Below are 24,662 nucleotides of genomic sequence, written 5' to 3' on the forward strand. Positions count from 1 at the left end.
TAATAATACCACGATGAAAGTAAGAAATTTTTTAATAGCTATTGTTCTAATCGCTGGAGGTTTTGCTTCTAATGCGCAATCAAATTTGCTAAATGCAAAAACGCCTGCCCAAATTGGGCTTAAAACTCCTGCGCAACTTATCTCTGATAATGATAAGCCTTTAGCTTACGGTTATGTTGATGATAGAGATATCTTGATGGGTAAAACAACTTGGGAGATTATTGACTTAAATGAAAAGATCAACTTCCCTATGTATTTTCCAGTAGATACTGCTAATATTGGTTCTGATAGACGTTCATTATATGATGTTTTGACGAAAGCCGTTAGAAAAGGCCAAATAACTGAGGTTTATTCTGATAGTTATTTCAATACTAAAAAATCTATGAAAGACATCGAGGGTGCTTTATCTCGTATTGACACAACAGATGCTGGTAGAGAACTTATCAACCAATATCCAGATGACTATAAAGCACGTGTTGTGAAGAAAAAAGTTGTTACTGGTACTGGTAAAAAGAAAGTTGTTACTTATGTAGACGAAACAGTTGGACCAACAAGAACAGTTCCTGCTGAATATATCTTAAAGCAAGATCTTACTGCTGCAGATGTTACTCAGTATAAAATTAAAGGATACTGGTATTTTGATAAACGTCAAAGTGAATTAAAATATCGTTTACTTGGAATTTGTCCTGTAACTCCGGACGTTTACACAATGAACAGTGACGAAAAGGATTATATCGAATTATTTTGGGTTTTCTTCCCAAATGCTCGTGCAGTCCTTCACGAAGCAAAAGCTTTCAATGACAGCAATTCGGCTCTGCCAATTTCATTCGATCAGATTTTAAATTCAAGACGTTTTAATGCGATTGTTTATAAAGAAGAAAACTTGTACCAAGATCGTGAGATCAAAGAATACATGAAAGATAACGCACAAAATCAGTTATTGGAATCTGAAAGAGTAAAAGAGAAGATTCGTAACTTCGAACAAGATATGTGGAACTACTAAGTTTTAAAATTAAATTATAAGAAAAACTCTCACTGCTAACGTAGTGAGAGTTTTTTTTTGATCAGATGGCAACACTTTTAATGCTATCTTATATAAATTTTATTAAGCTTTAAATTTTAAAAAAAAGCAAAATAGCAGGGAAAGATATTACAAAAGGTATGATTTTGTTTTGTAATGATCAGATTTATAGCGTTTTGTAAAATATTTATTGTATGTTAGCTAAACGTTAATTAAAATTAATTTTTAAATTTGTAATTATAATTTCTACAAATTGATATTATTGTAAGAAAAATAACAATATTACACATCAAACTGCGTTTAGGTTTATTATAAAAAATATTATGATGAAAGTGAAAAGTTTTTTAATGGTTATTGTTTTTATCGCTGGCGGTATTATTTCTAATGCTCAATCTAATTTACTTAATGCTAAAACAGCAGATCAAATTGGGCTTAAAACAGCTGCGCAGCTTATCTCTGATAATGATAAGCCTTTAGCTTATGGCTATGTAGATGATCGTGATGTTTTAATGGCAAAAACTACCTGGGAGATTATTGATTTAAATGAAAAAATCAATTTTCCTTTATATTTTCCTGTAGATACTGTCAATATTGGCTCAGACAGACGTTCACTTTATGATGTTTTGACCAAAGGAATCAGACAAGGAAAAATAACTGAAGTTTATACAGATAGTTATTTCAATACCAAAAAATCCATGAAAGACATTGAAGGTTCATTAACCCGTGTTGATACAACGGATGCAGGTAGGGAACTTATAAATCAATATCCTGATGATTTTAAAACACGTGTTGTAAAGAAAAAAGTGGTAACGGGTACTGGTAAAAAGAAAGTGGTAAATTATGTTGACCAAACTATAGGTCCAACAAGAACTGTTCCTGCTGAATATATTTTAAGACAAGATCTTACAGCTGCCGATGTTTCACAATACAAAGTAAAAGGATATTGGTATTTTGATAAACGCCAAAGTGAATTGAAATATCGTTTGCTTGGAATTTGTCCCGTAACACCAGATGTTTATACGATGAATAGTGACGAAAAAGACTATATTGAACTATTCTGGGTTTTCTTCCCAAATGCCCGAACAGTACTTCATGAAGCAAAAGCTTTTAACGACAGTAATTCGGCACTTCCAATTTCATTTGATCAAATACTTAATTCAAGACGTTTTAACGCAGTTATTTACAAAGAGGAGAATATGTATGGAGATCGTGAAATTAAAGATTACATGAAAGATAATGCACAAAATCAGTTGTTAGAATCTGAAAGAGTAAAAGAGAAGATTCGTAACTTCGAAGAAGATATGTGGAACTACTAAAGATCTAAACCAATTATAAGAAAAACTCTTACTACCTTTGCAGTAAGAGTTTTTTTATTTTATCTATACATTCATAATGCTTGATTATTTAATCGTGGGATCTGGGCTGGCTGGGATTTCTTTTGCAGAAGTTGCCCTTAAAAACAATAAGTCTATTTTAGTTGTTGATGACAAATCTCAAAATTCTTCCCGAATTGCGGGAGGTTTGTATAATCCGGTTATTTTGAAACGTTTCAGTGAAGTTTGGAATGCTAAAGAACATTTGGTCTTAATGAATGAGTTCTATGAACAGGTTGAAGAAAAACTGCAGGAAAAATTCAACTTTAAAATGCCCATTCTTAGAAAGTTTTTTTCAATTGAAGAACAGAATAATTGGTTTGCTGCTTCTGATAAAATTAACTTAGCTCCCTTTTTATCCACAAAACTAATTACTAAAAAATACCAAAGTATTGATTCTCCTTATGATTATGGTGAAGTTTTGCATACAGGATATGTAAAAACCGGGCAATTACTAGAAAGTTATAGAGAATATTTAAAGAAGAATGATTTCCTTCTGGAAGAATCTTTTCATAGCTCTTTTTTAGATTTTCATGATTCAGGAATTCAGTATAAAAACATTAAAGCCCGTCATATTATATTTGCTGAAGGTTTTGGACTGCATAAAAATCCGTATTTTAATTATCTGCCTTTGGATGGAACAAAAGGTGAATTGTTTTTAATAAATGCACCTAATTTAAAATTAGATGTAATTGTTAATACAAGCGTTTTTATTTTGCCAATAGGCGGTAATTTGTATAAAGTTGGTGCAACTTACAATTGGCATGACAAAACAGATCTTCCAACGGAAGAAGGCAAACAAGAACTTTTAGATCGTATTAAAGAGATTATTACCTGCGATTTTGAAATTGTAAAACATTTTGCAGGAGTTAGACCTACAGTTGCAGACAGAAGACCTCTGGTTGGTACTCATGAAGTATACAAATCTGTTCATCTACTTAACGGATTAGGAACCCGCGGTGTAATGCTGGGTCCGGCTTTGGCAAAAATGTTGTATGACAATATTGAAAATGGAACTCCAATAGACAGGGAAGCCGATATAAAACGCTTTCATAAAAGATATTTGAAATCCCTTATTCCTGACCGGCCTTAGGATCGTAAGAAATAAACATATTAATATATAGATTTCGGGAAAGTCGCAAAACAAACGGAAACAAAACAATTAATGTAATAACAATTGCGATAAAAGATTCTCCAATACTTGCTCCGAAAAACACAAATGAAACAATAAAGGCAGCAATTCCCACTGCAACATTTAATCCGTAACTCACATACATTGCACCATAAAAAAACGAAGGTTCAATTTGATATTTTAAACCGCAATGACTGCAATTGTCGTTCATTTTTAGAACTTTAGTCAAATGAAGCGGATTTTTGTCTGAATACATGCTCTCTTTTTGGCATTTTGGACAACTTCCTGTTAAAATACTATTTAGTTTGGATCCTTTTTTTAACATTTGCAAAAAATTTACATTACCATTTATCTGGGTAACGCAAATTTACAATTTTCATTCTCTGTTTAAGGTATCAAAACATGAAACTTTAAACTTTAAACAACAATTTAATGCTTAATATACACAATCTTTCGGTTTCTTTTGGAGGAACATATTTATTTGAAGAAGTTACTTTTCGTTTAGGCGCCGGCGACCGCGTAGGTCTTGTTGGTAAAAACGGAGCAGGTAAATCGACAATGCTTAAAATGTTAGCAAGAGATTTTGCTCCGGATTCAGGAGTTATTTCTCAGGAGAAAGATATCAAAATGGGATTTTTACGTCAGGATATTGATTTTGAACGTGGAAGAACCGTATTAGAAGAAGCTTATGAAGCTTTTACCGAAATTAAAATTGTAGAGAAAAAATTAGAAGAAATCAATCATCAATTGGTTACCAGAACCGATTATGAAAGTGAAGAATACGGACAGATTATTGAAGATTTATCTGATTATACACATCGTTTTGAGCTTCTTGGAGGTTACAATTATGTTGGAGATACAGAGAAAATTCTTTTAGGATTAGGTTTCAAAAGAGAAGTTTTTAACAACCAAACCGAAACATTTTCAGGAGGTTGGAGAATGCGTATAGAGTTGGCTAAATTATTATTACAGTCAAATGATGTATTGCTTCTGGATGAGCCAACGAATCACTTGGATATCGAAAGTATCATTTGGTTGGAAAGTTTTCTTCGCAATTATCCCGGAGTTGTTGTAATTGTATCGCACGATAAAATGTTCCTTGATAACGTTACAAACCGTACCATCGAAATCTCTTTAGGAAAAGCATACGACTTTAATAAACCTTATTCTCAATATTTAGAACTTCGCCATGAAATTCGTGAAAAGCAATTAGCGACTCAAAAGAATCAGGCGAAAAAGATAGAAGAAACAGAAAAATTAATCGAAAAGTTCCGTGCGAAAGCTTCAAAAGCTTCGATGGCACAATCGTTAATTAAAAAGTTAGATAAAGTAGAAAGAATTGAAGTTGATGAAGACGATAATTCTGTAATGAATATTTCGTTCCCAGTTTCAAAAGAACCTGGAAAAGTAGTGATTGAAGCAGAAAATGTTACAAAAGCATACGGAGACAAAACAATTTTAAAAGACATAAGTTTACTTGTTGAAAGAGGCAGTAAAATTGCTTTTGTTGGACAAAACGGACAAGGAAAATCTACTTTCATCAAAGCGCTTGTAAACGAATTTGAATACGACGGAACTATTAAATTAGGTCACAATGTACAATTAGGATATTTTGCTCAGAATCAGGCAGAATATCTTGATGGCGAAATCACTTTGCTTCAAACAATGGAAGATGCCGCAACAGACACCAATCGTATGAAAGTACGTGATATGTTGGGATCTTTCCTTTTCCGTGGTGATGATGTTGAGAAAAAAGTAAAAGTACTTTCTGGAGGTGAACGTAACCGTTTGGCACTTTGTAAGTTATTATTACAGCCAATCAATGTATTGCTGATGGATGAGCCTACAAATCACTTAGACATTAAATCTAAGAATGTTTTGAAAGCAGCACTTCAAAAATTTGGCGGAACTTTATTATTAGTTTCTCACGACAGGGATTTTCTTCAGGGAATGTCTAATATCGTTTACGAATTTAAAGATCAAAAAATCAAAGAATATTTAGGAGATATCAACTATTTCTTAGAACAGCGCAATCTTGAAAACATGCGTGAAGTGGAGAAAAAAGATGTTGCAAAAGCGGCTGCTCCGAAAGAAACAAACAAAGCATCATACGAAGATCAGAAAAAAGGAAAAGCACTTCAAAACCGATTGAGTAAAATTGAAAGTCAGATTCAGCAATTAGAAAAAGACATTCAGCATGATGATAAAATGCTTGCTTCTAATTACGACAAACACATCGAAGACGCATCGTTTTTTACAGCATACAACAAAAAGAAAAAAGATTTAGAGCAATTACTTATAGACTGGGAAGTTGTTCAGGAAGAGATTGATAATTTTAATGCTTAATTAGTTTTCAGTCGCAGTCTCAGTTTTCAGTTTCTGAAACACATATTTAAGGCCTTTGTCAAAGTTTCAAAATTTGATAAAGGTCTTTTTCTTTACATTAAAAAATAAAAAAATCTGTTTAAATTAGTGTTATCCGTGTGCCATAATCAGCAGCAAAACTTATTTAATAACCCCAATAGATCTGGAATGCGCAATCGCCTCGCTGCTTTCTTTAAAATAACAAACAGAAACATCAAGCGATTCTAAATTTTTCATGATCTTTTTGACTTCCTTTTTTTTACTTTTTCCGGTTTGTCTGATATAAACAGCAATTACAGTAACCGGAAAAATTTTGCAGATTCGCTCGTATAAAACCGGATCGTGCTGCGAATCATCTCCCAATAAAACATATTTAAGATTAGGATAAAACTCTAAAACATGCTTTATTTTATCAAATTTATGATCGTGATTCCCACGTCCGCTCATGAAAAAATCAGTAATTCCACGTCTAATATCTTTCAATAAAACAACGGCGCGCGGCAGATTATGTATTTTGGTAAATTCTATAATAAATCGGTACAAATTCCATTCGCTGCTCGAAACATAAAAAAAAGCATTTTCTTCTTCTTTATTGTGTCGTCCGGCCGAACTTAAAGCCTGATAATGAGGGACAACATCTTTAAAAACTTTTCTGTCGTTTACATTTTTGAAAAGTAAGATGTACATTTTTTTGAAGATATTCTGCGTATGCGAAACCAAAAAAGTATCGTCGATATCAGAAATGATTCCTAGATTTCCCTTATGCGGACGTATATAACTTCCTTTTGAAATAATAGTTTTACCTCCATATTTGATGCTCACTTCGTATTCAATCCATCCAAAAGGACTTTCCTTTTCAAGCGGAATACAAAACTTAAAATAACCATCGTCCAGCGTTTTGGTGTGGATTTCCTGATTGCCGCATTTTAGGTAAACATCAAAATTTTCAATTGTTTTTATTCTGAATTGGTTAACAACTGAGCGTGCATTTTTTAGGCTTTTCTTCTGGAAATCATAATCATACGTTCTTTTAAAGACATGCCCCATCACAATTAATTCTTCCTCATTGGCATAACCCCGATATAATTGTAAAATTGGTTTCATTAATTACGTATATTTATATAACATGTAAATTAATTATTTTAATTGGTTTTAAAAATAAAATTTTGAAAAAGAACATCATATTTGTTGTAAACCCTATTTCGGGAGATCTTGATAAATCAAGTTTAATTGAGGCTGTTCAGGAGTTTGCGGCGACAAATCATTTTGATTTGGAAGTTTATGAAACGACAGGCAAAAATGATTTAAAAGAAATACAAGCACTTTATAATCAATATAAGCCGGAACGAATTATAGTTGCCGGCGGTGACGGAACCATAAAAATGGTTGCCGAAGCTATGGAAGAACACGATGTAATTATCGGAATTTTGCCAGCCGGATCTGCAAACGGACTTTCGGTCGATTTAAACCTGCCTGCCGGAATCGAAGAAAACCTTAAAATTGCTTTTCTGCATCATTATATCGAAATGGATATGATTTGTATAAACGGCAAAAAAAGTATCCATTTAAGCGATCTTGGTTTGAATGCCAATCTGGTCAAAAATTATGAAGAAAGTGATGTAAGAGGTTTTTGGGGTTATGCGTTGCAAGCCTTTACCACATTAACAGAATCTGATGAACCTTTTGTAGCAACCATATCAGCAAACAATAAAACCGTTGATCATGTCGCAAGAATGATTGTTATTGCTAATTCACAGAAATACGGAACTGGTGTAGTCATTAACCCAAATGGTTCCATGAACGACGGAAAATTTGAATTGGTGATTTTAAAAAGTCTGGACTTGTTATTAATTGGAAAAATTATTACCGGAAACATGCCAATAGATTCTGAAGATATTGTAATTATTTCGACAGACAAAGCTGAAATAAAAACAGATATTCCAGTTCATTTTCAAATTGATGGTGAATATTGCGGAGCGCAAAAGGAATTAGAAATTCATATTCTGCACAAACAAATGAAACTGGCAGTTCCTTAATCTTTGACAAGGTTTTAAACTTTGTCAAAGCTGTTACTTAAACGGATTACGTTCCTGCCATTCTGTTTTTGGTTCTAAATAATTGAAAAACCTTGCAATATTATGATTGATTAAGGCATTACTATGTGTGATCAAACCGTACATTTTTACAGGTTTTGCCCCAACAGAGCTTTTAATTTCAAGAGCAGTTCTGGCAAAAACAATTTCCTTAAATCCCTTTTTAATAGAATAGGCAATCATATCGTAAAGCATGTTCAAATACAACATTTTTTCGCGCTGAACACTTTCGTCATAACCTAAAAAATAAGTGTCCATGACTTCTCCGTTTTTGATCAGCGTATTAAAGCCAATTAGTTTTTCATCTAAAAAATAACCATAAAGTAAAAAGTCCTCTTTCATGATTTCTTTAAAAAAACTGAAATGGTTTCTGGCCAGAAAAAAAGTGTTGAAAGGCGCATTTTTAGCCACATGAAAATACAAATCATAAATAACATCTTCATATTTTCGAATGTCAGATAAAGACATTTGCTGTTTTTCTATTCCTTCAGATTTTTTGCGTGCGCGTTTGTATTGGTCCCGATATTTTTTTGACAATGCATCAACATAATCCTGTTCTGTTTTCCAATTTTCGCTGATTTTAAAAACCATGTTGGGCTGTGTCGAAAACGTATAATTGTTTTTAAATTCAGCTTGCAAAGGTTCAATTTCCTTTGCAGTAAAATCTTTTATGCTGGTGATGTGAACTTTCTTTCCGCTTTCTTTTAAATCCTTTTTAAGCTGATTAATAGCTTTATGAAGCGTTTTTAGAGCTTTTGATTCTTTTACGTTTTTATCAAAAACAAAAGCATTCTGTCCCGTTAGCATATTGTTTCCAACAAATAATACGTGGGAAGCGAAATTTTTTAAAGCAAAATTACGAACAGATGTTTTTAAACATTGATCGCGTTCGCCAAACGATTCCAGTTTTTCGGCAAATAAAAATTGGGTTAAAACAATTCCAATAAGTTTTTCCTCTTCAAAAATTCCGATAAAATGACAAATCATATTTACCGGACAAGAGTTTTCCAGTACTTCGAGATATTCCCGTGTCAAAAAAATATTATCTGCAGCCAGCGAATTCCATTCTAAGGGTAGTAATGACGCGCTGTTATAGATTTGAAAAGAATAAGTTGTATTCAAAAGTGTGAGCTAATTTCTTCAAAATTAGATAATATTTGTAATAACTCATTTTCTTTAAGTTATTATTAAGAAAAACCCGTTTGAGTTTTGGCTTCAAACGGGTTTATACTATTTATAATTTAGGCAAACTGGCAAACAATACCGCCTATTATAGTAAGAGTAAGCATCCAATATCCGGCATGAATAAAGATGTATTTCCATGATTTTCTTTCGAATAAACCATTAATTCCGACTATAGGAAATGCAAAAAACAATCCCGACATAAATCCATGCAGCGCACCATGCTTAAAAGTACGAAATGCAGTTCCGTAATCAGCCATGAAAGCGTGGAAAGATGGTTTTGCCGTTTCAATAAATTGCGGGCCGCCAATCATTCCGATAGCGCCAGACTGATGAATGGTAAACGACATTAAAGCCATTGAAAGCATTACTGAAAAAATGTACGTAAACCCAAATATTTTGAGCATGTTTCCTTTTTTCAGATCTTCTTCAGTAAAATTATTCTCTCTCATCCAGATTGTTCCAAAAACTTTTGGATGATACCAAATAAAACCGATTATGAGTGTCACAATCGCGGCAACGAAAAATGTAATTAGGTTAATTTTTTCCATAATATAGGTTTTTGTAATTAGTTGTTTCAAAAATAGTTAAAAAACTATAACGATTTCGATATTTTATAAAGAAGAAAAGTAAGACGAATTTTTTATTTATTAACACTTTATCGACATAAGTCGCTTTATATCTAGTAATTAACTAATTTTGAAGCAGAAAAACATATCCCCCAAATCTGTTATGAAAAGCCTTGCAACACTTTTTTTAGCATTTGTTTTTTCTCTTAATATTTTTGCAGATACTGTTTCAGATAAAGAGAAAGACGCGCTAATTAAATTATATCACGCGACGAATGGTTCGCAGTGGAAAATAAAATGGGATTTATCACAATCAGTCTCAACCTGGTATGGAGTTTATGCCGAAAACGGAAAAGTAACTTCTTTAAATTTAGCAGATAATAATTTGCAAGGAGAATTGCCTGCTGAATTTTTTGAGCTTGTAAATTTAGTGGCAGTTGATCTTCATAAAAATAATCTTAAAGGACAATTACCAAATTCAATCAGTAATTTTAAAGAGCTTCAGGTTTTAAATGTTTCCGGTAATCAGTTGTCTGGTGCAATTCCGGGAAGTATTTGCGATTTGAAGAATTTGAAAGATCTGGAACTTTTTAAGAATAATATTTCCGGTGAATTACCACAGGAAATTGGAAAACTAAATCAATTAGAAATTCTTTGTTTGTTTGATAATCAAATTGCAGGTGTTTTGCCAAGTTCGTTGTATAAAATTTCGACTTTAAAAATTCTGTTATTAAATAATAATAGATTATCTGGCGCCGTAAGTTCAGATATTTCTAATTTGAATATTCTCCAAAATTTTAGTTTATACAATAATAGTTTTGGTGGTGAGATTCCTAAGGAATTAGAAAAAATGCCTAACCTTTCAGAAATGAATCTTTCCTATAACAAATTCACAGGCTCGGTTTCAAAAAATCTTACTTTATTAGATGCTTTGAATATGACAATGTTTGATGAAAATGGGAATTTGTTTTTATTAGATGTAAATGAAGAAAGAAAAACGGAAAGCAATATTGTGAACTAATTTGTTTATGAAATTTTACTTGATTATTGACGATCAGGTATTTAAAAATATGAAAGCTGTAATTCGTTACAGCTTTTTTTGTTATATAATTTAGGAGAAATATATTTTTGATATTTCGTTAATACGATGATTTTCAGCGGAATATCAATTCGTTGTTGTTTCTTAAATAATTAAATATCAACGACTTATGTTTGGGTTTGAATTTTGGAATCAGTTATTTCTAATTTTTAAAATTCAAAACTATGAGTAAGTATCAAAACCACCGAACTGCATTATTATTAGTTGATCCCTATAATGATTTTCTTTCCGAAAAAGGAAAACTTTGGCCTTTTGTAAAAGAAACCGTGGAAAGCAACAATATTATTGCAAACCTAAAAAGCTTATTGACTGCGGTTAGAAAACATAATATTAAAGTAATTTATGTGCCGCATCGTCAAACGCAAAAAGAAGATTATTTGAAATGGAAATATTTTTCTCCATCACATAACGGAAGCAAAAATTTAACTCTTTTTGAAAAAGGAAGCTGGGGTGCAGAATTTCATCCGGATTTGCTGCCGGAGAAGGGAGATTTAATAGCTCAAAACCATTGGACAGCAAGTGGTTTTGCTAATACTGATTTGGATTTTCTTTTAAAAATTCATGATTTAGACCATATTGTAATTGCCGGAATGAGAGCCAATACTTGTATTGATTCAACGGCAAGATATGGCGTAGAATTAGGATATCACGTTACTTTGATCAAAGATGGAATAGGTTCTTTTAATCAGGACGAGATAATCGCAACTGTAGAAATTAATTTTCCGAGTTATGGACATTCACTTTTATCTGCACAAGAATTTATAAACATTTTAGAATCATAAAGATGGAAATACTTGCTGAATGTACTGCAAAGGCGGTTATTGATTGTCCTGCAGAAAAAATAAATATTACCGAATGGCTGTTTACTCTAAAGGATTTTGAATATCAATCGTGTTCAAAGTCGCATATTGCCAGTGGAGTTTCATTTTCTGAAGATGGAAAGCGAATGTCTATCAATGTAGAAAAAGTTGCAGATAATTTTTTAGTACAGCATTATGTTGAAGAAATTGGAAGTAAAAACCATTGCAGAGTAAATTCTGTTTCTGATTCGATTTCGCCTTTAGGCACAACAAAAATAGGAGTGACCTGGGAACTTAAAATTGTCCCGATATCAAATGATCAGTGTGAACTTCATAATCATGTTGCTGTTAGCGCAACTCCTGAGTTTTTGGCGGTGCTGAAATCATTAAATATTACTGATTTAAGTTTAGTGAAAAGCCAGATGCTGCAAAATTTAGAAGCTCATAATAATGAAGAAACGCCTTTGTTTGCTAATAATATTACTCAAAAAGGAAAAGCTGGTATTTGGAATTAATTAGTTTGGTGTAAAAAAATGCAGTAAATAGAATTTATATTAACTTTGCTTAAATTATTTTGATGCGGGTTTTTATAAAGCATTAATATTTTTTATAACTTTAAGATTGGATTCAATTCTAAAGAAAATTTAAACATAAAATACTAACCTTTTTACTATAAAATTATGACACTACAATATCAAGGTGAACAATACGGAAAGTCAACCACATTTACAATCAGAATTATTGGTAATAACTTATCAAAAAGCAGCTCGAATTATCAAATTGACCTTTTGGTTGGAGACAAAAAACTGCCAACTTTTACAAGTGAAATTCACCAAAGTTTATCAAACTGTTTGAGAGAAATTTACTTATTCAGAAAACACAACGGAATTAAATTTGATGAATCGACTGAGAAAATTGTTTCTCTTTATGTTCCTTATGATAAGGTTTTGTATAACTATAATAAGTATGCTTTGTTTAGAGCTTAAGTTATAGATTCGATAAAATATATTTTGGTATAAAAAAAACCGTTCAGAAATGAACGGTTTTTTTTATACCAAAATCGATATAGATCTAAGCTTTTATAAAAATCTTTTTGTGGCAATTTAAATGTTAATATTTACTTAAGATATTGTTCTTTTTTTAGTATTATTGCTTCCTAAACTGTTTAAAAAATAATTTTAAAATCAAGTAAATTAACATATTGACAACTAGTTGGTTAAATGTGAAATCTAATAAATCGATTTGTCTCAGTATAGAAAAATAATTTTAGATTTTATTCAAACAATAAGTAAGCGAATAATGAAAATACTCCAAAAAAAACACCTTTACTATTTATTATTAATTTTATTATTTAATAATTTCAGCATTTTTTCTCAAAATTATAATAGTCAGATTATAAATCCAGTTCCAGAAAAAATATTTAGCGCATCACCAGATGTTATGGCTTTTCAAAAGTATAATATTAGTGAAGTAAACTTATATACAGGTAAAACGGATGTTAAAATCCCTATTTATGAGATTATCTCAGGTAATATTAATATTCCAATTAGTTTGAATTACGATTCAAGCGGTATAAAGGTTGATGATAGGGCTTCTTCTGTAGGTTTAGGTTGGGTTTTAAATGCTGGAGGAAATATTATTAGAATTGTTAATGATGTTCCAGATAATGAAGTTACTGTTGCTACCCAATATTTAGATGGAGGAGACACAGGAGTTCATATCATGCCTTATATTAAGAAGCAAGGTTATAACAGAAAAAAAAACGGAACGATTCCTTTATTTTCTCCATATTATAGATATTCAAATTTTCCAAACGATTCTCCTGTTTTTCTTTATAGAGAGGATATAAATGAAAACGAAACAGATGGTGAAAATGGTCATTTTTGGGCGGATTGGACATATTTAGCAAGTAATGATCCAAATGTACAAAAAGATATACCAGATACTTTTATTGTAAATGCTCCTGGTCTTAGCTCTAAATTTATAACTACAAATAATACCAATCAAACGGATATTTATCCTAATAACAACACAGGATTTGTTACTACTTTTTTAGACAATGCTGGTTTAAAAATGAACTCGCTGATTGTTGATAAAAGAGAAAACCCTGGTTTTGGGTTTTATAATTATGTCAATTTAGGAGAGAATAATTTAAGTGTTTTAAATGCTAATCCTTATCATCAGGTAACAGCTTTAAAAAAAATTAAAGATTTTTACGAATTCAATATTGTTAACACAAACGGAATTAAATATAAATTTAGTGAAGAGGAAGTAAATGAGAATTTTTATCGTCCATTTGGAACAATTCCCGTGCCATCAGGATCTTGTTCAGGGAATATGGATTTAGTATTTAGTTATCATGCTAATTATTATAATAAGAGAATACATACTTGGAATTTAAGTAAAATTGAAGACGATAAAACAAATAAAACGGTAAATTTTCTTTATGACACTTATAGTAATTCTAATTTAGAAAATAATATCTTAATTGATACCAAAGTAAACTTAACCATAAGTTCACAAAATGAAAATCAATTGAATAAGTGCATCTTGACGCCATATTTAGAAAGTGATCCTTACAATTATTTAAAGATGACATCAATGACGAAAAATCCTAAAAGAAAAAGATTAACCAGTATTGCATTTGATGAAGGTACTGTAATTTTTCAATATGGTTTGATCAGGCAGGATTATATAGGTGAAAATGCTTTGACAGAAATAATTGTTAAAGACAAAAAAGATAATACTATCAAGCGCTTTGTTCTTAATTATTCTTATTTCGATTCAAAAGAAAATTGTACAGATCCTGATTGTAAAAGACTAAAATTAGAAAATGTTAAGGTTTATGGCAGCAATTATAATACTGTATTTAATACTTATACCTTAGAATATGAATATACCAATAAATTGCCTAGAAGAGGTTCTTTAGAGCGAGATTATTTGGGTTACTATAATAATAATGGAGCTGCAAATACAACATCAAATGTGCTGTTAACACCAACTTTATTTTTTTATAAAAACAATAATGAGAATTCAGTATTACCGTTCCCATTAGTGAACAATAACAGTTTTCAAACTATACCCGGAAATTATAGTTTAATTCCTAATTCTTATTCGCTAACAGGTTTGTTAAAGAAGCTTACTTATCCAACTGGTGGGAGTGTTGAATTTGAGTATGAAAACAATCAATTTCAATATTTAGGTCAAAATTATTTATCAGGAGGAGCAAGGATAAAATCTCAAAAACTAACGGATAATAATAATGTTGCAAAAAAAATAGATTATACTTATGTAGATCAAAATGGTAAATCCTCTGGGTATATTAATAATATTCCAAAATTTGCTAACATAATTGATTTTTATATAGATACAATGGTAGCAAAATCATTTTCTGTATATGATATTCCTAAAGGAGGTATTGAGCTTACATCAGGGAGCTTTGTAGGATACTCGAAAATAACTGAAACAGAAGTAAATACTGGATATACAAAATATGAATTCTCTTCTCCAAATGAGTATCCTAATACTCCAGGAGTTAGAGGTATATCAGGCACACCTGTAACGCCTGATTGTACTTATTGTCAATGTCTTTTTATGAAGAATAGTGCTTATCCTATGCTAACTTATATTGATAATGAAAACAGAAGAGGAAAATTGATTAACAAAACAATTTATAATTCTAGTAATCAAATTCTGGATCAGGAAATTAATGAATATACATATCGAATAATTAACAGCTTTCCAATATCAACCGGAGTAGATGCATTTTATAGACAATATTATAGTCTTTGTGATACTAATGTTACTAATGATTATGGATTCACAGTTACTTCAAATATACCGGTTTCTCAAAATCTTTTGACAAAAAAAACAAATTCAAAATATTTAAATAATAATATAGTCACTACTACAACGGATATCCAATATGATTCAAGTCTTCCTTTTGTAACAAATGAAATATATCATAATGGACTTTCAGATGTGAAAATAGAAAAATCATACCCATATTTTTCAAATCAATTATCTGCTCAGCCTATATTAACTAATTTGGTAAGTAAAAATAGAATTGATGAAGTAGTAACAGAGAAAACCTATAGAGACAATGTTTTAATAAATACTAAGCAATCCAATTATAACGATTTTGGCTCGGGCCTTATATTATCGAAAAGTATTTCTACATCTGTAGGCGCACAGGCTCTGGAAGAGCAAGATGTTATAGATTTAAGAGATAATAAAGGAAATATTCTTCAATATCATAATAAGGTTGGAACAAATGTTTCTATAATTTGGGGCTATAATCAATCACAGCCTATAGCTAAAATAGAAAATATGGCGTATTCAAGTATTCCTGCTAATTTAGTGACAGATGTAATAACAAAGTCAAATACTTATACTGAAGCAAATTTAAAGGAAGCGCTAAATAGTTTAAGAGCAGCTTTACCAAACGCAATGGTTACTACTTATACTTATATTCCTTTAGTTGGTATTAGCAGCATAATAGATCCTAAAGGAGCGGGTACTTACTACAGTTATGATGAAAATAATAGATTATGGCTTGTTAGAGATAAAAACTTTAATGTATTACAGCGTTACTGTTATAATTATAAAGGACAACAGACAGATTGTACAAAAGCAATTTATTCTAGCGTTGCTAAGAGTAAATCTTATGTTAAAAATGATTGCGGATGGGGATCAGCAGGAACCTCTGTAGTTTATAATGTTCCTGCAGGAACTTATATTTCTACAATATCACAGGCAGATGCAGATAATAAGGCAGATGTTGATGCAAATGTTAATGGTCAAAATTATGCAAATGCTAATGGAATTTGTACACAATCAACACCAATTTATGATTTCGATTATGATTATGATTCAGAAAATAACCAAATGACTATTACTGTTAAATGTAATATGTCTACACATGCACAAGCCACTTTTAATTTTACTATTTTTTATTTGCACCTAAATGAGACTAACCGAACCCTAACACAGAGTGTAGTTTTACCAGCAAACCAGCTTTCTTTTTCTAAAACATTTACAGTGCTTGCTCAGGAGATTCAAAATGTTCGTTTAGACAGTATGGTTCAATAATAATAGTTAAATAAATGAAACTTTTAAATTGTATGAAAAAATACATCTTTATATATTTAGTATTGTTGGCAACGGCTCAGACATTTGCCCAAACAATGAGTGATAATAATTTTATATATACTATTAATCCAAGAATAGCAACATCTGCAGCAGGCTTAAATAGTCTTGTTAAAACTAATCTTATTCAAAATGTAACTTATTACGATGGATTAGGGCGTCCGATACAAACTATTGGGATTGGACAAGGAGACGGAATAAATTCTTCTAATACAGATATTGTTACTCATATTCAATATGATGCATTTGGAAGGCAGGACAAAGAATATCTGCCTTATGCTTTTACTAATACAGGTAATAGTTATCTCAAAACCAATGCTGCGACTGCTACGATTAATTATTATACAGCAAAATTTCCATTAGAAATAATCAGTCCTGCCTATAATGCTTTTTCCCAAAAAGAATTTGAATCTTCACCACTAAATAGAGTTCTGAAACAGGCTGCGCCTGGAAATGACTGGAGACTAGGAGCAGGTCATGAGATAAAAATGGATTATCAGGCAAACATAGCTAACGAGGTAAGGCTGTTTAAAGCAGTTACAACATGGAATTCCGGATCAGGAGTCTATGATATATCTTTTGTTGATGGCGGGTATTGTTCTCCTCTTCAGCTTTATAAAACTGTTACATATGATGAAAATACTGCTGGAACTCCAAGTGAAATAAACGGTTCTACGATTGAATTTAAAAATAAAGAAGGACAAGTCGTTTTAAAAAGAACGTATGATGCAGGGATAAAACATGATACTTATTATGTTTATGATCAATTTGGAAATCTTACCTATGTAATACCTCCAAAAGCCGATGGTACTCTTACAGCGACTATCTTTAATGATTTATGTTATCAGTATAAATATGATGGACGTAATAGACTTGTAGAGAAAAAACTGCCAGGTAAACAATGGGAATTTATTGTATACGATAAACTGGATAGAGTTGTGGCTACAGGACCTGCTAATTCTCCTTTTTCAGATTTAACAACTGCTGGGTGGCTTATAACTAAATATGATGTTTTCAATCGTCCAGTTTATACGGGGTGGTCAACAGGAACAGCAGCAACCACCGCAGGTAGAATTAGTCTGCAGACAGCACAAAACAATGCATCTGTAATTAACGAAAGTAAGCAGACTAGCGGAACTATAGATGGTATTGCGGCGTATTATACAAATACAGTTGCTCCGACATCTTTTAAACTTTTGACAGTTAATTATTATGATAATTATACTTTTCCAAGTACTCCCATTATTTCAATACCCACTACTATTGAAGGACAGACTGTGCTTGGGACATCTCAAATAAAAGGTCTGGCATCTGCTTCATGGACAAGAATACCTACTACTAGTACAGCGGTATTAGGAGAAACCATGGCTACTTTTTATGATGATAAAGCAAGAGCTATTAGAATTTACACTATCAATCATTTAGGAGGATATACTTATACAGATATCAAACTTTATTTTTCTGGAAAACCTGAATATAGTATTACCAGACATAAGAGACTGAGTACAGATACTGAACTCATGACGAAAGATGCTTTTACATACTCTGCTCAGGATCGTCTGCTTACACAAACTCATCAAATAAATGGAGGTACGGTTGAACTGATTACCAGCAATACTTATGATGAATTAGGACAGTTAATTTCTAAAAAAGTAGGGAATACTACCGCTGCGCCAACTCAAAATGTAAATTATACTTATAATATTCGTGGATGGCTTACAGGAATTAATGATGTAAATGCATTAAGTAAATCAGGAGATCCTAAAGATCTTTTTGCTTTTAAAGTTAATTATAACACAGCAGCTACTGCGGGTGTAAGTTCTTTATATAATGGAAACATTGCCGAAACGTATTGGACTAGTAATAACTCTGAAACCATAATAAGAGGTTACGGATATGTATATGATAATTTAAATCGTTTAAGAACCGGTATTTTTAAACAAAACGGTACTATAAATAATTTTTTCGACGAAACTCTTACCTATGATAAAAACGGAAATATTATGTCTCTGGTTCGTAATGGTAATGCAGCATTGCAGCAAATTGATAATTTGACATACAGTTACGGCCCTACAAATAATTTAAACCAGCTTACCAAAGTGGTCGATAATGCTACGACTTATAAAGCAGGCGGTTTTGTAGACAGCGCAGCCAATACGGTCGATGATTATAGTTATGATGCCAATGGTAATATGACTAAAGATAACAATAAAAATATTACCGCTATTGTCTACAACCATTTAAACCTGCCAACCAAAATAACTTTTGCCACAACAGGAAACATTGCATATCTTTACAATGCAGCAGGGCAGAAAGTACAGAAAATTGTAAGCGAGACAAGTAAACCTGTTGTAACAACAGATTATCTAGGTGGTTACCAGTATGACAATGCTGCATTGAAATTTTTTCCAACGGCAGAAGGTTATGTTGAACCTGTATCTGGTGCTTATAAATATGTTTACCACTACAAAGATCATTTGGGCAACGTTCGTGTAAGTTATGATAAAACGCTTGCTATTAAAGAAGAAAGTAACTTCTATCCTTTCGGATTGAAACAGGAAGGTTATAATACAGTTAAGACTGGTGTTGAGAATAAGTATAAGTTCAACGGGAAAGAACTGCAGGACGAGCTGGGGCTTAACATGTATGACTATGGCTCGAGACTTTATGACCCAGCAAGAGCGGGTTGGAGTAATATTGACCCTTTAGCGGAGAAGATGAGAAGATGGTCGCCTTATAATTATTGCTTTAATAATCCTTTACGTTTTACTGACCCTGATGGAATGGCGCCTAATGACCATATTTTTGATTCAAAAGGGAACTTTATTCGAGATACTGGAGTTGGAAATGCTATAAAAGTGGAAATTGGCAACAAAAACTATAATCTATCTGATTTAGATTACAGTAAAAAAGGAACAAGATTGGCTGTAAGTAATATAATAGGTCATTATGCAAGTAAAATGGGTGCAAGTGGTTATTTTGGTGTTGATGCAAGCAGTTCGCTAGACAAAAACGTAGGTGGTTATACTAGAAATAATGGTACAGTAATGATGAATGCAAAATCTTTTAAATCTGGTTTTTATAATAATTTTCATGATTTAAGCAATACTATTGCCCACGAAGGAAGTCCCGTTTTTGGTCATAAAAGCGAAAATATTTCATCTGATAAATATACTTTTTTAGACCACTCTAAAGTTTATTTGGGGCAAACACAGACAGCCGATTTTAACAACACTAGTGATATTAACAAATATTCTGTAAGTTCTGGCTTCACAAATAGAGTATATAATGCGATGTTGAATGGAGAAATAGATTTAAAGGGAGTAAAATCTCAAATTTCAAATTATAACACTCTCAATGCTAATAATGGAGTCAATATTCAATCTAAGTTTGATGGAAGTGGTGTAAATGTACAGATTAACAAAAATACATTTCAAATTCGATTAGAAACTTTAAGTAATCCTCACGATTAAATTATTATGAAAAAAGGAATTATATTGTTAGTACTTATCTGTTTGGGTTGTACTAACAAGAAGCAAGAATTAGAATATTTAATTTGTAAAGATTCTATTCAATACTGGAATTATGAATGGACTAGAGATAGAGCCGAATTTTATGGATTTACATTTAGCTTCGATAATAAAGGAAACACAGTAAAATATTCATATAATAAATCAAAAGATGAAAGAAGATTTTTTTCAGACCATCCCAGACGATTAAAAAAAAAATGGTATGTTACTAATGATTCTTTATTTACTTTTTTTGACTCTACAAAAAAAATTATCAGATACACAGAAGATACTATTTTTGTAATTTATCCAGAAACAAAAGAAAAAGGTTATTATGTTAGGGTCAAAGGTAATCTCAATATTCGTAAAAATACAGAGAATGAAAAAAACGAATTAGATACTACTACCACCAAAAATGAAAATAAAATGCAAGTTTTAGATTTATAAAATGCCTCCTCTGGCGATAGCATGTAAAGAGTAGGAATGTTCCAGAGTTAGCGATATACGATTTTATATTTATAACGTATTGAAAAAGAATAATTATTGAAAATAAATTAAAAAAGGATGGACGGTATTGCTCATCCTTTTTGTTTTAATATTGGAGGTAAAGTATTAAAGTGGTGTACCAAAATAGCTAGTTATTCCGTAAGATGCTCCAGTCTTTGCTCCTGGGTCTCAAAAGTCATCCACAAATCAGTTAAATACTACACCCATGCTCTCCGAAGTGTTCAACTGAAAAAGCTGCGCAAATGTCTCTGACTTTGCGCAATTTTTTTGTTCTTAGAAATTATAAGGGTGTCAAAAGTCTCTGACTTTTCTTGTCTATTTCTAGAAATGATAAAATAAATAAGTTAAATCTTATGTTTTTGTAAAAAAAATATAATGAAAGAAGGATACGTTATCAGAGATCAGGCATTGCCACATTTTATAACCTCTACAGTTGTAGACTGGGTAGATATTTTTACACGTCAGATTTATAGAGATATTGTTATTGAAAGTTTAGAATACTGTATTCAGAATAAAGGAATGATTTTATATGGTATGTTATTATGAGTAATCACATACATTTAATTGTTCAGTCTGAAAATGGGACATTATCAGATTTAATAAGGGATTTTAAAAAGTTTACAGCTAAAAATATTCTCGAAAAAATTCAAAATAGTCCCGAAAGTAGAAGAGAATGGATGTTGGAACGTTTTCAGTTAGCTACACAAAGCCATTCAAGAAATAAAGAATACCAATTCTGGCAATATGGAAACCATGCAGAAGAAATTTATACAAATGAATTTATGTGGTCTAAATTAGATTATATACATTTAAATCCTGTAAGAGCCGGAATTGTTGCTAAAGCCTCAGATTATGTTTATTCAAGTGCAAGTAATTATGTTTATGATTCAGGCTTGCTAAAAATAGAAAAAGCAGATAATATAATTGTTAATGTTTTAGATAATAAATCATTTGTTCGTTATAATCAGTATTGAAATCTATTTTAAAGTCAGAGACTTTTAGACGTTTTTGTTTTCTGATGGAAATTTAAAAAGTGGCGCAAAGTCAGAGACATTTGCGCAGCGTGCATTGAATTAGAAAACACTTCGGAGAGCGGGGTATATTTGCAGCAAATTCAACAGCTAAAAATTTTAATAGGTTTACACTTGCAGGTAATAGCCTGGAATTAGGGGGAGGTTATAAAAACTTAAGTGGAACAATAACTATGGGAATTGCTAGTAAGTTTGATTGGACAACTACAAGTTTTGGAGTATCGACTTCAATTTATGGTAAGTCAGCTTTTAAACTAGGAGCTTCATTGTCTTTAAGTACAATGAAGTTACAAAGTGTTCTTGTAGAACCACGTAAATAATAATGTTAAATTAAATTATAGTAATCTCTATGAAACAAATACTTGGATACATATCGTTTTTATTTCTAATTTTAATTGTTTCTTGTAATGGACAAGAGAATAAAAATAAGAAGATTGATACTTCAAAAATAAAAGAAATTACAATAACAAATAAAGTTTTTTGTAATGGTGGTCATAACCTTAAAAGTGGAAACTTAGTTATTACAAATCAAGCAGAGATTGAGAAGATAATTAATGAACTCTCCGCTTCAGAACTTATTACAGCCGATGTTAATATGAAAATGAACAATGGTTTTTTTGACATAAGTTTTTATGAAGGAGAGAAAGAATATTTGTATACGATAAATTACACTATTTATAATGGAGTCATTTTATGGAATAATGGAAATCTTTATAAAAATGACAAATTTGAAGTGCTTATTTATCAAATGTTTGCTGAATAGACAATGAATAGTTTGATATTTAAGAAAACCTTTTTTTGTAATAGACTAGGTGTGTTGATAGTTAATAATTCCATCTAACATTTCCAGATAATCAGAGATTGATAGTAGTATCTCCTCTCACTGGCGCGGTCCCGCTCGTGCAAATGAAGAAAGTTAATAAAACAAAGTATAAAACACAAAAACCTCATATCTGTGAGGTTTTTGTGTTTTATACTTTGTGAAATAATCTAGATTATTTACAAGCGGTAGATCAAGAATTCAAAACTTAAATAATTCATTAAAATCTATTTGCAATGCTTCACAAACTCTTTCTAAAGTTGAAAGAGTAGCATTAGCATTCCCTTTTTCTAATCTTGACATATTACTTTTTTCAAAATTGCATTTTGCGGCTAATTCTTGTTGAGTAATATTTTTCTGAATTCTAATCTCTTGAATTCGCTTTCCAACCTTTTGTTGTATAGTTTGCTTCAAAATAAATTATCTTTTATGATAATTCAAATTTTGTTATATATTTGCTGAAACAGGTTATCTTATATGATAACTAAATGTAAAAATTGAATTAAATAAAAAATAAAGTAGATGAATAGATAATTATGGAAACAAAACAAACTAAGAATTTAGAGAATATTAAAAAGCTATCTGCATTGTACTTCAACACCTTAAAACGTGCTAATGAGGAAAAAGAGATTTATACTGCCGAAATCAAATTCATAAATTATTATGAACTAGGCTGCGTTATTAAAAATATACTGCAATTATGTATTTTGGCGATAGATCAAGAAACGCATAAAATTTCAAAAAAAGAAAAAAGTCAATCTATTAATGTGGGACTTATTTTAGAGTTAGTGCTCCAGCTTTTTCCTTTGGATGAACTTGAGTTTTTAGATGAGATCAATGATTTGTTAGAAACTGAAATTTAATAGGCAGTTGCAGAAAGATTTTATATTAAACGAAAACAATCAAACTCTTCTCCCTATTAAACTTTCTGCAAAATCTTTCAAAAGTGTTTTGTTATTTTCGTCAATATCAATCTTCTCTAAAATTTCAGAAGCTTTAAAAGTATATTTTTTAATGGATTCTTGAGTTGCGGCTGGTACTCCAGATGCCTGAAATAATTCTGTTATGGTTTCAATTTTCTTTGCATTATCATCAAGGCGAACAGCGTACAATTCCATTAATTGTTGTTTTTCGCTTTCAGTTAGAATTTCAAGAGCCTTGAAATATAAATAGGTTTTTTTGTTCGAAATAATATCACCGCATAATCGTCTGCCAAAAGTTGGAGTATCGCCAAAAAGATCCAAATAATCGTCTTGCAGCTGAAATGCTAAGCCTATATTAAGCCCGAAATCATAAATTAAATCGCAGTTTTCGGGAGAAGTTTGAGCGATAATAGCACCCATTTTCATTGACGTTGCTATGAGTGCTCCGGTTTTATATTCAATCATTTTTAGGTATTCTGAAACCGTAACATCTTGTCGGGTTTCAAAATCAACATCCCATGTTTGCCCTTCGCAAACTTTGATTCCCATTTTGGTAACCGCTTTAGTCAAAGCTTTAGCAAGGTTTGGTTCGTAACTTTGCAGATAATGATAGGTTAGGATAATCATGGCATCTCCGGAAAGAATAGCGACGTTAGTATTCCATTTTTTGTGTACAGTTGGTTTTCCTCTCCTTATAGGATCTTCATCAATAATATCATCGTGAACTAGTGAAGAATTATGAAAAATCTCTATGGCTAAAGCTGCTGGTAATGCTAATTTGTAATCTGTATCAAAAATTTCTGTAGTAAGTAAAGTAAGAACAGGCCGTATTCTTTTTCCTCCCAACGATAATATATAGCTTATGGGATCATAAAGGTTTTTGGGCTCTTTATCTATAATCTGATTTTCTAAATAACTAATAAAAAAATCTGTATATTGAGTTATTGTATGCATAAAACCAATATTATTAATTTGTAAACAGCTAAATTACAGATTTTTAGCTATGTGTTAAGAAAAATTCTAAAATTGATTTATATTCTAAATTGGTTGTAAATTTGTTTTTTTAGAATTTGTTCCTGAAATATTCAAAT

General features: G+C 31.3%; 20 protein-coding genes and 1 pseudogene. 15 read left to right on the forward strand and 6 right to left on the reverse strand.

Annotation, left to right across the window (positions count from 1 at the left end; translation table 11 throughout):
- The first annotated feature begins 13 nt into the window (after positions 1-13).
- From porN (ACODSB_RS20530) to ACODSB_RS20540, 3 genes are all read left to right on the forward strand, one after another.
- The gene (gene porN / locus ACODSB_RS20530) at positions 14-1,003 is read left to right on the forward strand and encodes a type IX secretion system ring subunit PorN/GldN (RefSeq protein ID WP_053470625.1); all 990 of its coding nucleotides are present in this window, start codon (positions 14-16) and stop codon (positions 1,001-1,003) included.
- A gap of 344 nt (positions 1,004-1,347) precedes the next feature.
- On the forward strand, positions 1,348-2,337 hold the full coding sequence (porN, locus tag ACODSB_RS20535; protein ID WP_053470624.1) for a type IX secretion system ring subunit PorN/GldN: 990 nt from the start codon (positions 1,348-1,350) through the stop codon (positions 2,335-2,337).
- A gap of 76 nt (positions 2,338-2,413) precedes the next feature.
- Positions 2,414-3,487 (forward strand): NAD(P)/FAD-dependent oxidoreductase, encoded by a 1,074-nt coding sequence (locus tag ACODSB_RS20540; protein WP_488938386.1) that lies wholly within the window; start codon positions 2,414-2,416, stop codon positions 3,485-3,487.
- Here ACODSB_RS20540 and ACODSB_RS20545 read toward each other — a convergent pair.
- Positions 3,468-3,851 carry a DUF983 domain-containing protein gene (locus ACODSB_RS20545; RefSeq protein ID WP_180860027.1) on the reverse strand — a complete coding sequence of 128 codons (384 nt, stop codon included), beginning with the start codon at positions 3,849-3,851 and terminating at the stop codon, positions 3,468-3,470. The genes ACODSB_RS20540 and ACODSB_RS20545 overlap by 20 nt on opposite strands.
- A 107-nt stretch (positions 3,852-3,958) precedes the next feature.
- On the opposite strand from ACODSB_RS20545, the gene ACODSB_RS20550 reads away from it, so the two are divergent.
- On the forward strand, positions 3,959-5,872 hold the full coding sequence (locus ACODSB_RS20550) for an ABC-F family ATP-binding cassette domain-containing protein (RefSeq protein WP_488938387.1): 1,914 nt from the start codon (positions 3,959-3,961) through the stop codon (positions 5,870-5,872).
- Between the two features lie 159 nt (positions 5,873-6,031).
- Here ACODSB_RS20550 and ACODSB_RS20555 read toward each other — a convergent pair whose 3' ends face one another.
- Positions 6,032-6,994: an App1 family protein phosphatidate phosphatase gene (locus ACODSB_RS20555; protein WP_488938388.1), complete on the reverse strand. Its 963-nt coding sequence runs from the start codon at positions 6,992-6,994 to the stop codon at positions 6,032-6,034.
- A 62-nt stretch (positions 6,995-7,056) separates the two neighbouring features.
- Between ACODSB_RS20555 and ACODSB_RS20560 the strand changes: the two genes are divergently transcribed.
- Positions 7,057-7,926, forward strand: a complete 870-nt coding sequence (locus ACODSB_RS20560; protein ID WP_053470646.1) for a diacylglycerol/lipid kinase family protein — start codon at positions 7,057-7,059, stop codon at positions 7,924-7,926.
- A 33-nt stretch (positions 7,927-7,959) separates the two neighbouring features.
- Here ACODSB_RS20560 and ACODSB_RS20565 read toward each other — a convergent pair whose 3' ends face one another.
- A complete protein-coding gene (locus ACODSB_RS20565; RefSeq protein WP_488938389.1) occupies positions 7,960-9,105 on the reverse strand; it encodes a GNAT family N-acetyltransferase in 1,146 nt (381 codons plus the stop codon).
- Positions 9,106-9,224: 119 nt separating this feature from the next.
- Positions 9,225-9,716 (reverse strand): DUF1761 domain-containing protein, encoded by a 492-nt coding sequence (locus ACODSB_RS20570; RefSeq protein WP_180860033.1) that lies wholly within the window; start codon positions 9,714-9,716, stop codon positions 9,225-9,227.
- Between the two features lie 181 nt (positions 9,717-9,897).
- Here ACODSB_RS20570 and ACODSB_RS20575 point away from each other — a divergent pair, with 181 nt between their 5' ends.
- The 9 genes and pseudogenes from ACODSB_RS20575 (at position 9,898) to ACODSB_RS20615 (ending at position 22,591) form a co-directional block, all read left to right on the forward strand.
- Positions 9,898-10,755 (forward strand): leucine-rich repeat domain-containing protein, encoded by an 858-nt coding sequence (locus ACODSB_RS20575; protein WP_488938390.1) that lies wholly within the window; start codon positions 9,898-9,900, stop codon positions 10,753-10,755.
- Between the two features lie 242 nt (positions 10,756-10,997).
- Positions 10,998-11,615, forward strand: a complete 618-nt coding sequence (locus ACODSB_RS20580; RefSeq protein ID WP_488938391.1) for a cysteine hydrolase family protein — start codon at positions 10,998-11,000, stop codon at positions 11,613-11,615.
- Positions 11,616-11,617: 2 nt separating this feature from the next.
- On the forward strand, positions 11,618-12,148 hold the full coding sequence (locus ACODSB_RS20585) for a hypothetical protein (RefSeq protein ID WP_488938392.1): 531 nt from the start codon (positions 11,618-11,620) through the stop codon (positions 12,146-12,148).
- Positions 12,149-12,313: 165 nt separating this feature from the next.
- Positions 12,314-12,619: a hypothetical protein gene (locus ACODSB_RS20590; RefSeq protein ID WP_256637064.1), complete on the forward strand. Its 306-nt coding sequence runs from the start codon at positions 12,314-12,316 to the stop codon at positions 12,617-12,619.
- 313 nt (positions 12,620-12,932) lie between these two features.
- Positions 12,933-16,724 (forward strand): DUF5977 domain-containing protein, encoded by a 3,792-nt coding sequence (locus ACODSB_RS20595; protein ID WP_488938393.1) that lies wholly within the window; start codon positions 12,933-12,935, stop codon positions 16,722-16,724.
- Positions 16,725-16,756: 32 nt separating this feature from the next.
- The gene (locus tag ACODSB_RS20600) at positions 16,757-20,254 is read left to right on the forward strand and encodes a DUF6443 domain-containing protein (RefSeq protein WP_488938394.1); all 3,498 of its coding nucleotides are present in this window, start codon (positions 16,757-16,759) and stop codon (positions 20,252-20,254) included.
- 6 nt (positions 20,255-20,260) lie between these two features.
- Positions 20,261-20,737, forward strand: a complete 477-nt coding sequence (locus ACODSB_RS20605) for a hypothetical protein (protein ID WP_488938395.1) — start codon at positions 20,261-20,263, stop codon at positions 20,735-20,737.
- A 435-nt stretch (positions 20,738-21,172) separates the two neighbouring features.
- Positions 21,173-21,771 (forward strand): annotated as a pseudogene (locus ACODSB_RS20610) (REP-associated tyrosine transposase).
- Positions 21,772-22,177: 406 nt separating this feature from the next.
- Positions 22,178-22,591 carry a hypothetical protein gene (locus tag ACODSB_RS20615; RefSeq protein ID WP_488938396.1) on the forward strand — a complete coding sequence of 138 codons (414 nt, stop codon included), beginning with the start codon at positions 22,178-22,180 and terminating at the stop codon, positions 22,589-22,591.
- A 258-nt stretch (positions 22,592-22,849) separates the two neighbouring features.
- Here the strand turns inward: ACODSB_RS20615 and ACODSB_RS20620 are convergent, their stop codons facing one another.
- Positions 22,850-23,062 carry a helix-turn-helix domain-containing protein gene (locus ACODSB_RS20620; protein WP_488938397.1) on the reverse strand — a complete coding sequence of 71 codons (213 nt, stop codon included), beginning with the start codon at positions 23,060-23,062 and terminating at the stop codon, positions 22,850-22,852.
- Between the two features lie 122 nt (positions 23,063-23,184).
- Here ACODSB_RS20620 and ACODSB_RS20625 point away from each other — a divergent pair, with 122 nt between their 5' ends.
- Positions 23,185-23,511: a hypothetical protein gene (locus ACODSB_RS20625; RefSeq protein WP_488938398.1), complete on the forward strand. Its 327-nt coding sequence runs from the start codon at positions 23,185-23,187 to the stop codon at positions 23,509-23,511.
- A gap of 39 nt (positions 23,512-23,550) precedes the next feature.
- Here the strand turns inward: ACODSB_RS20625 and ACODSB_RS20630 are convergent, their stop codons facing one another.
- On the reverse strand, positions 23,551-24,525 hold the full coding sequence (locus ACODSB_RS20630) for a polyprenyl synthetase family protein (RefSeq protein ID WP_488938399.1): 975 nt from the start codon (positions 24,523-24,525) through the stop codon (positions 23,551-23,553).
- Positions 24,526-24,662 lie beyond the last annotated feature (137 nt).

The sequence above is a fragment of the Flavobacterium sp. FG68 genome (assembly GCF_057808895.1).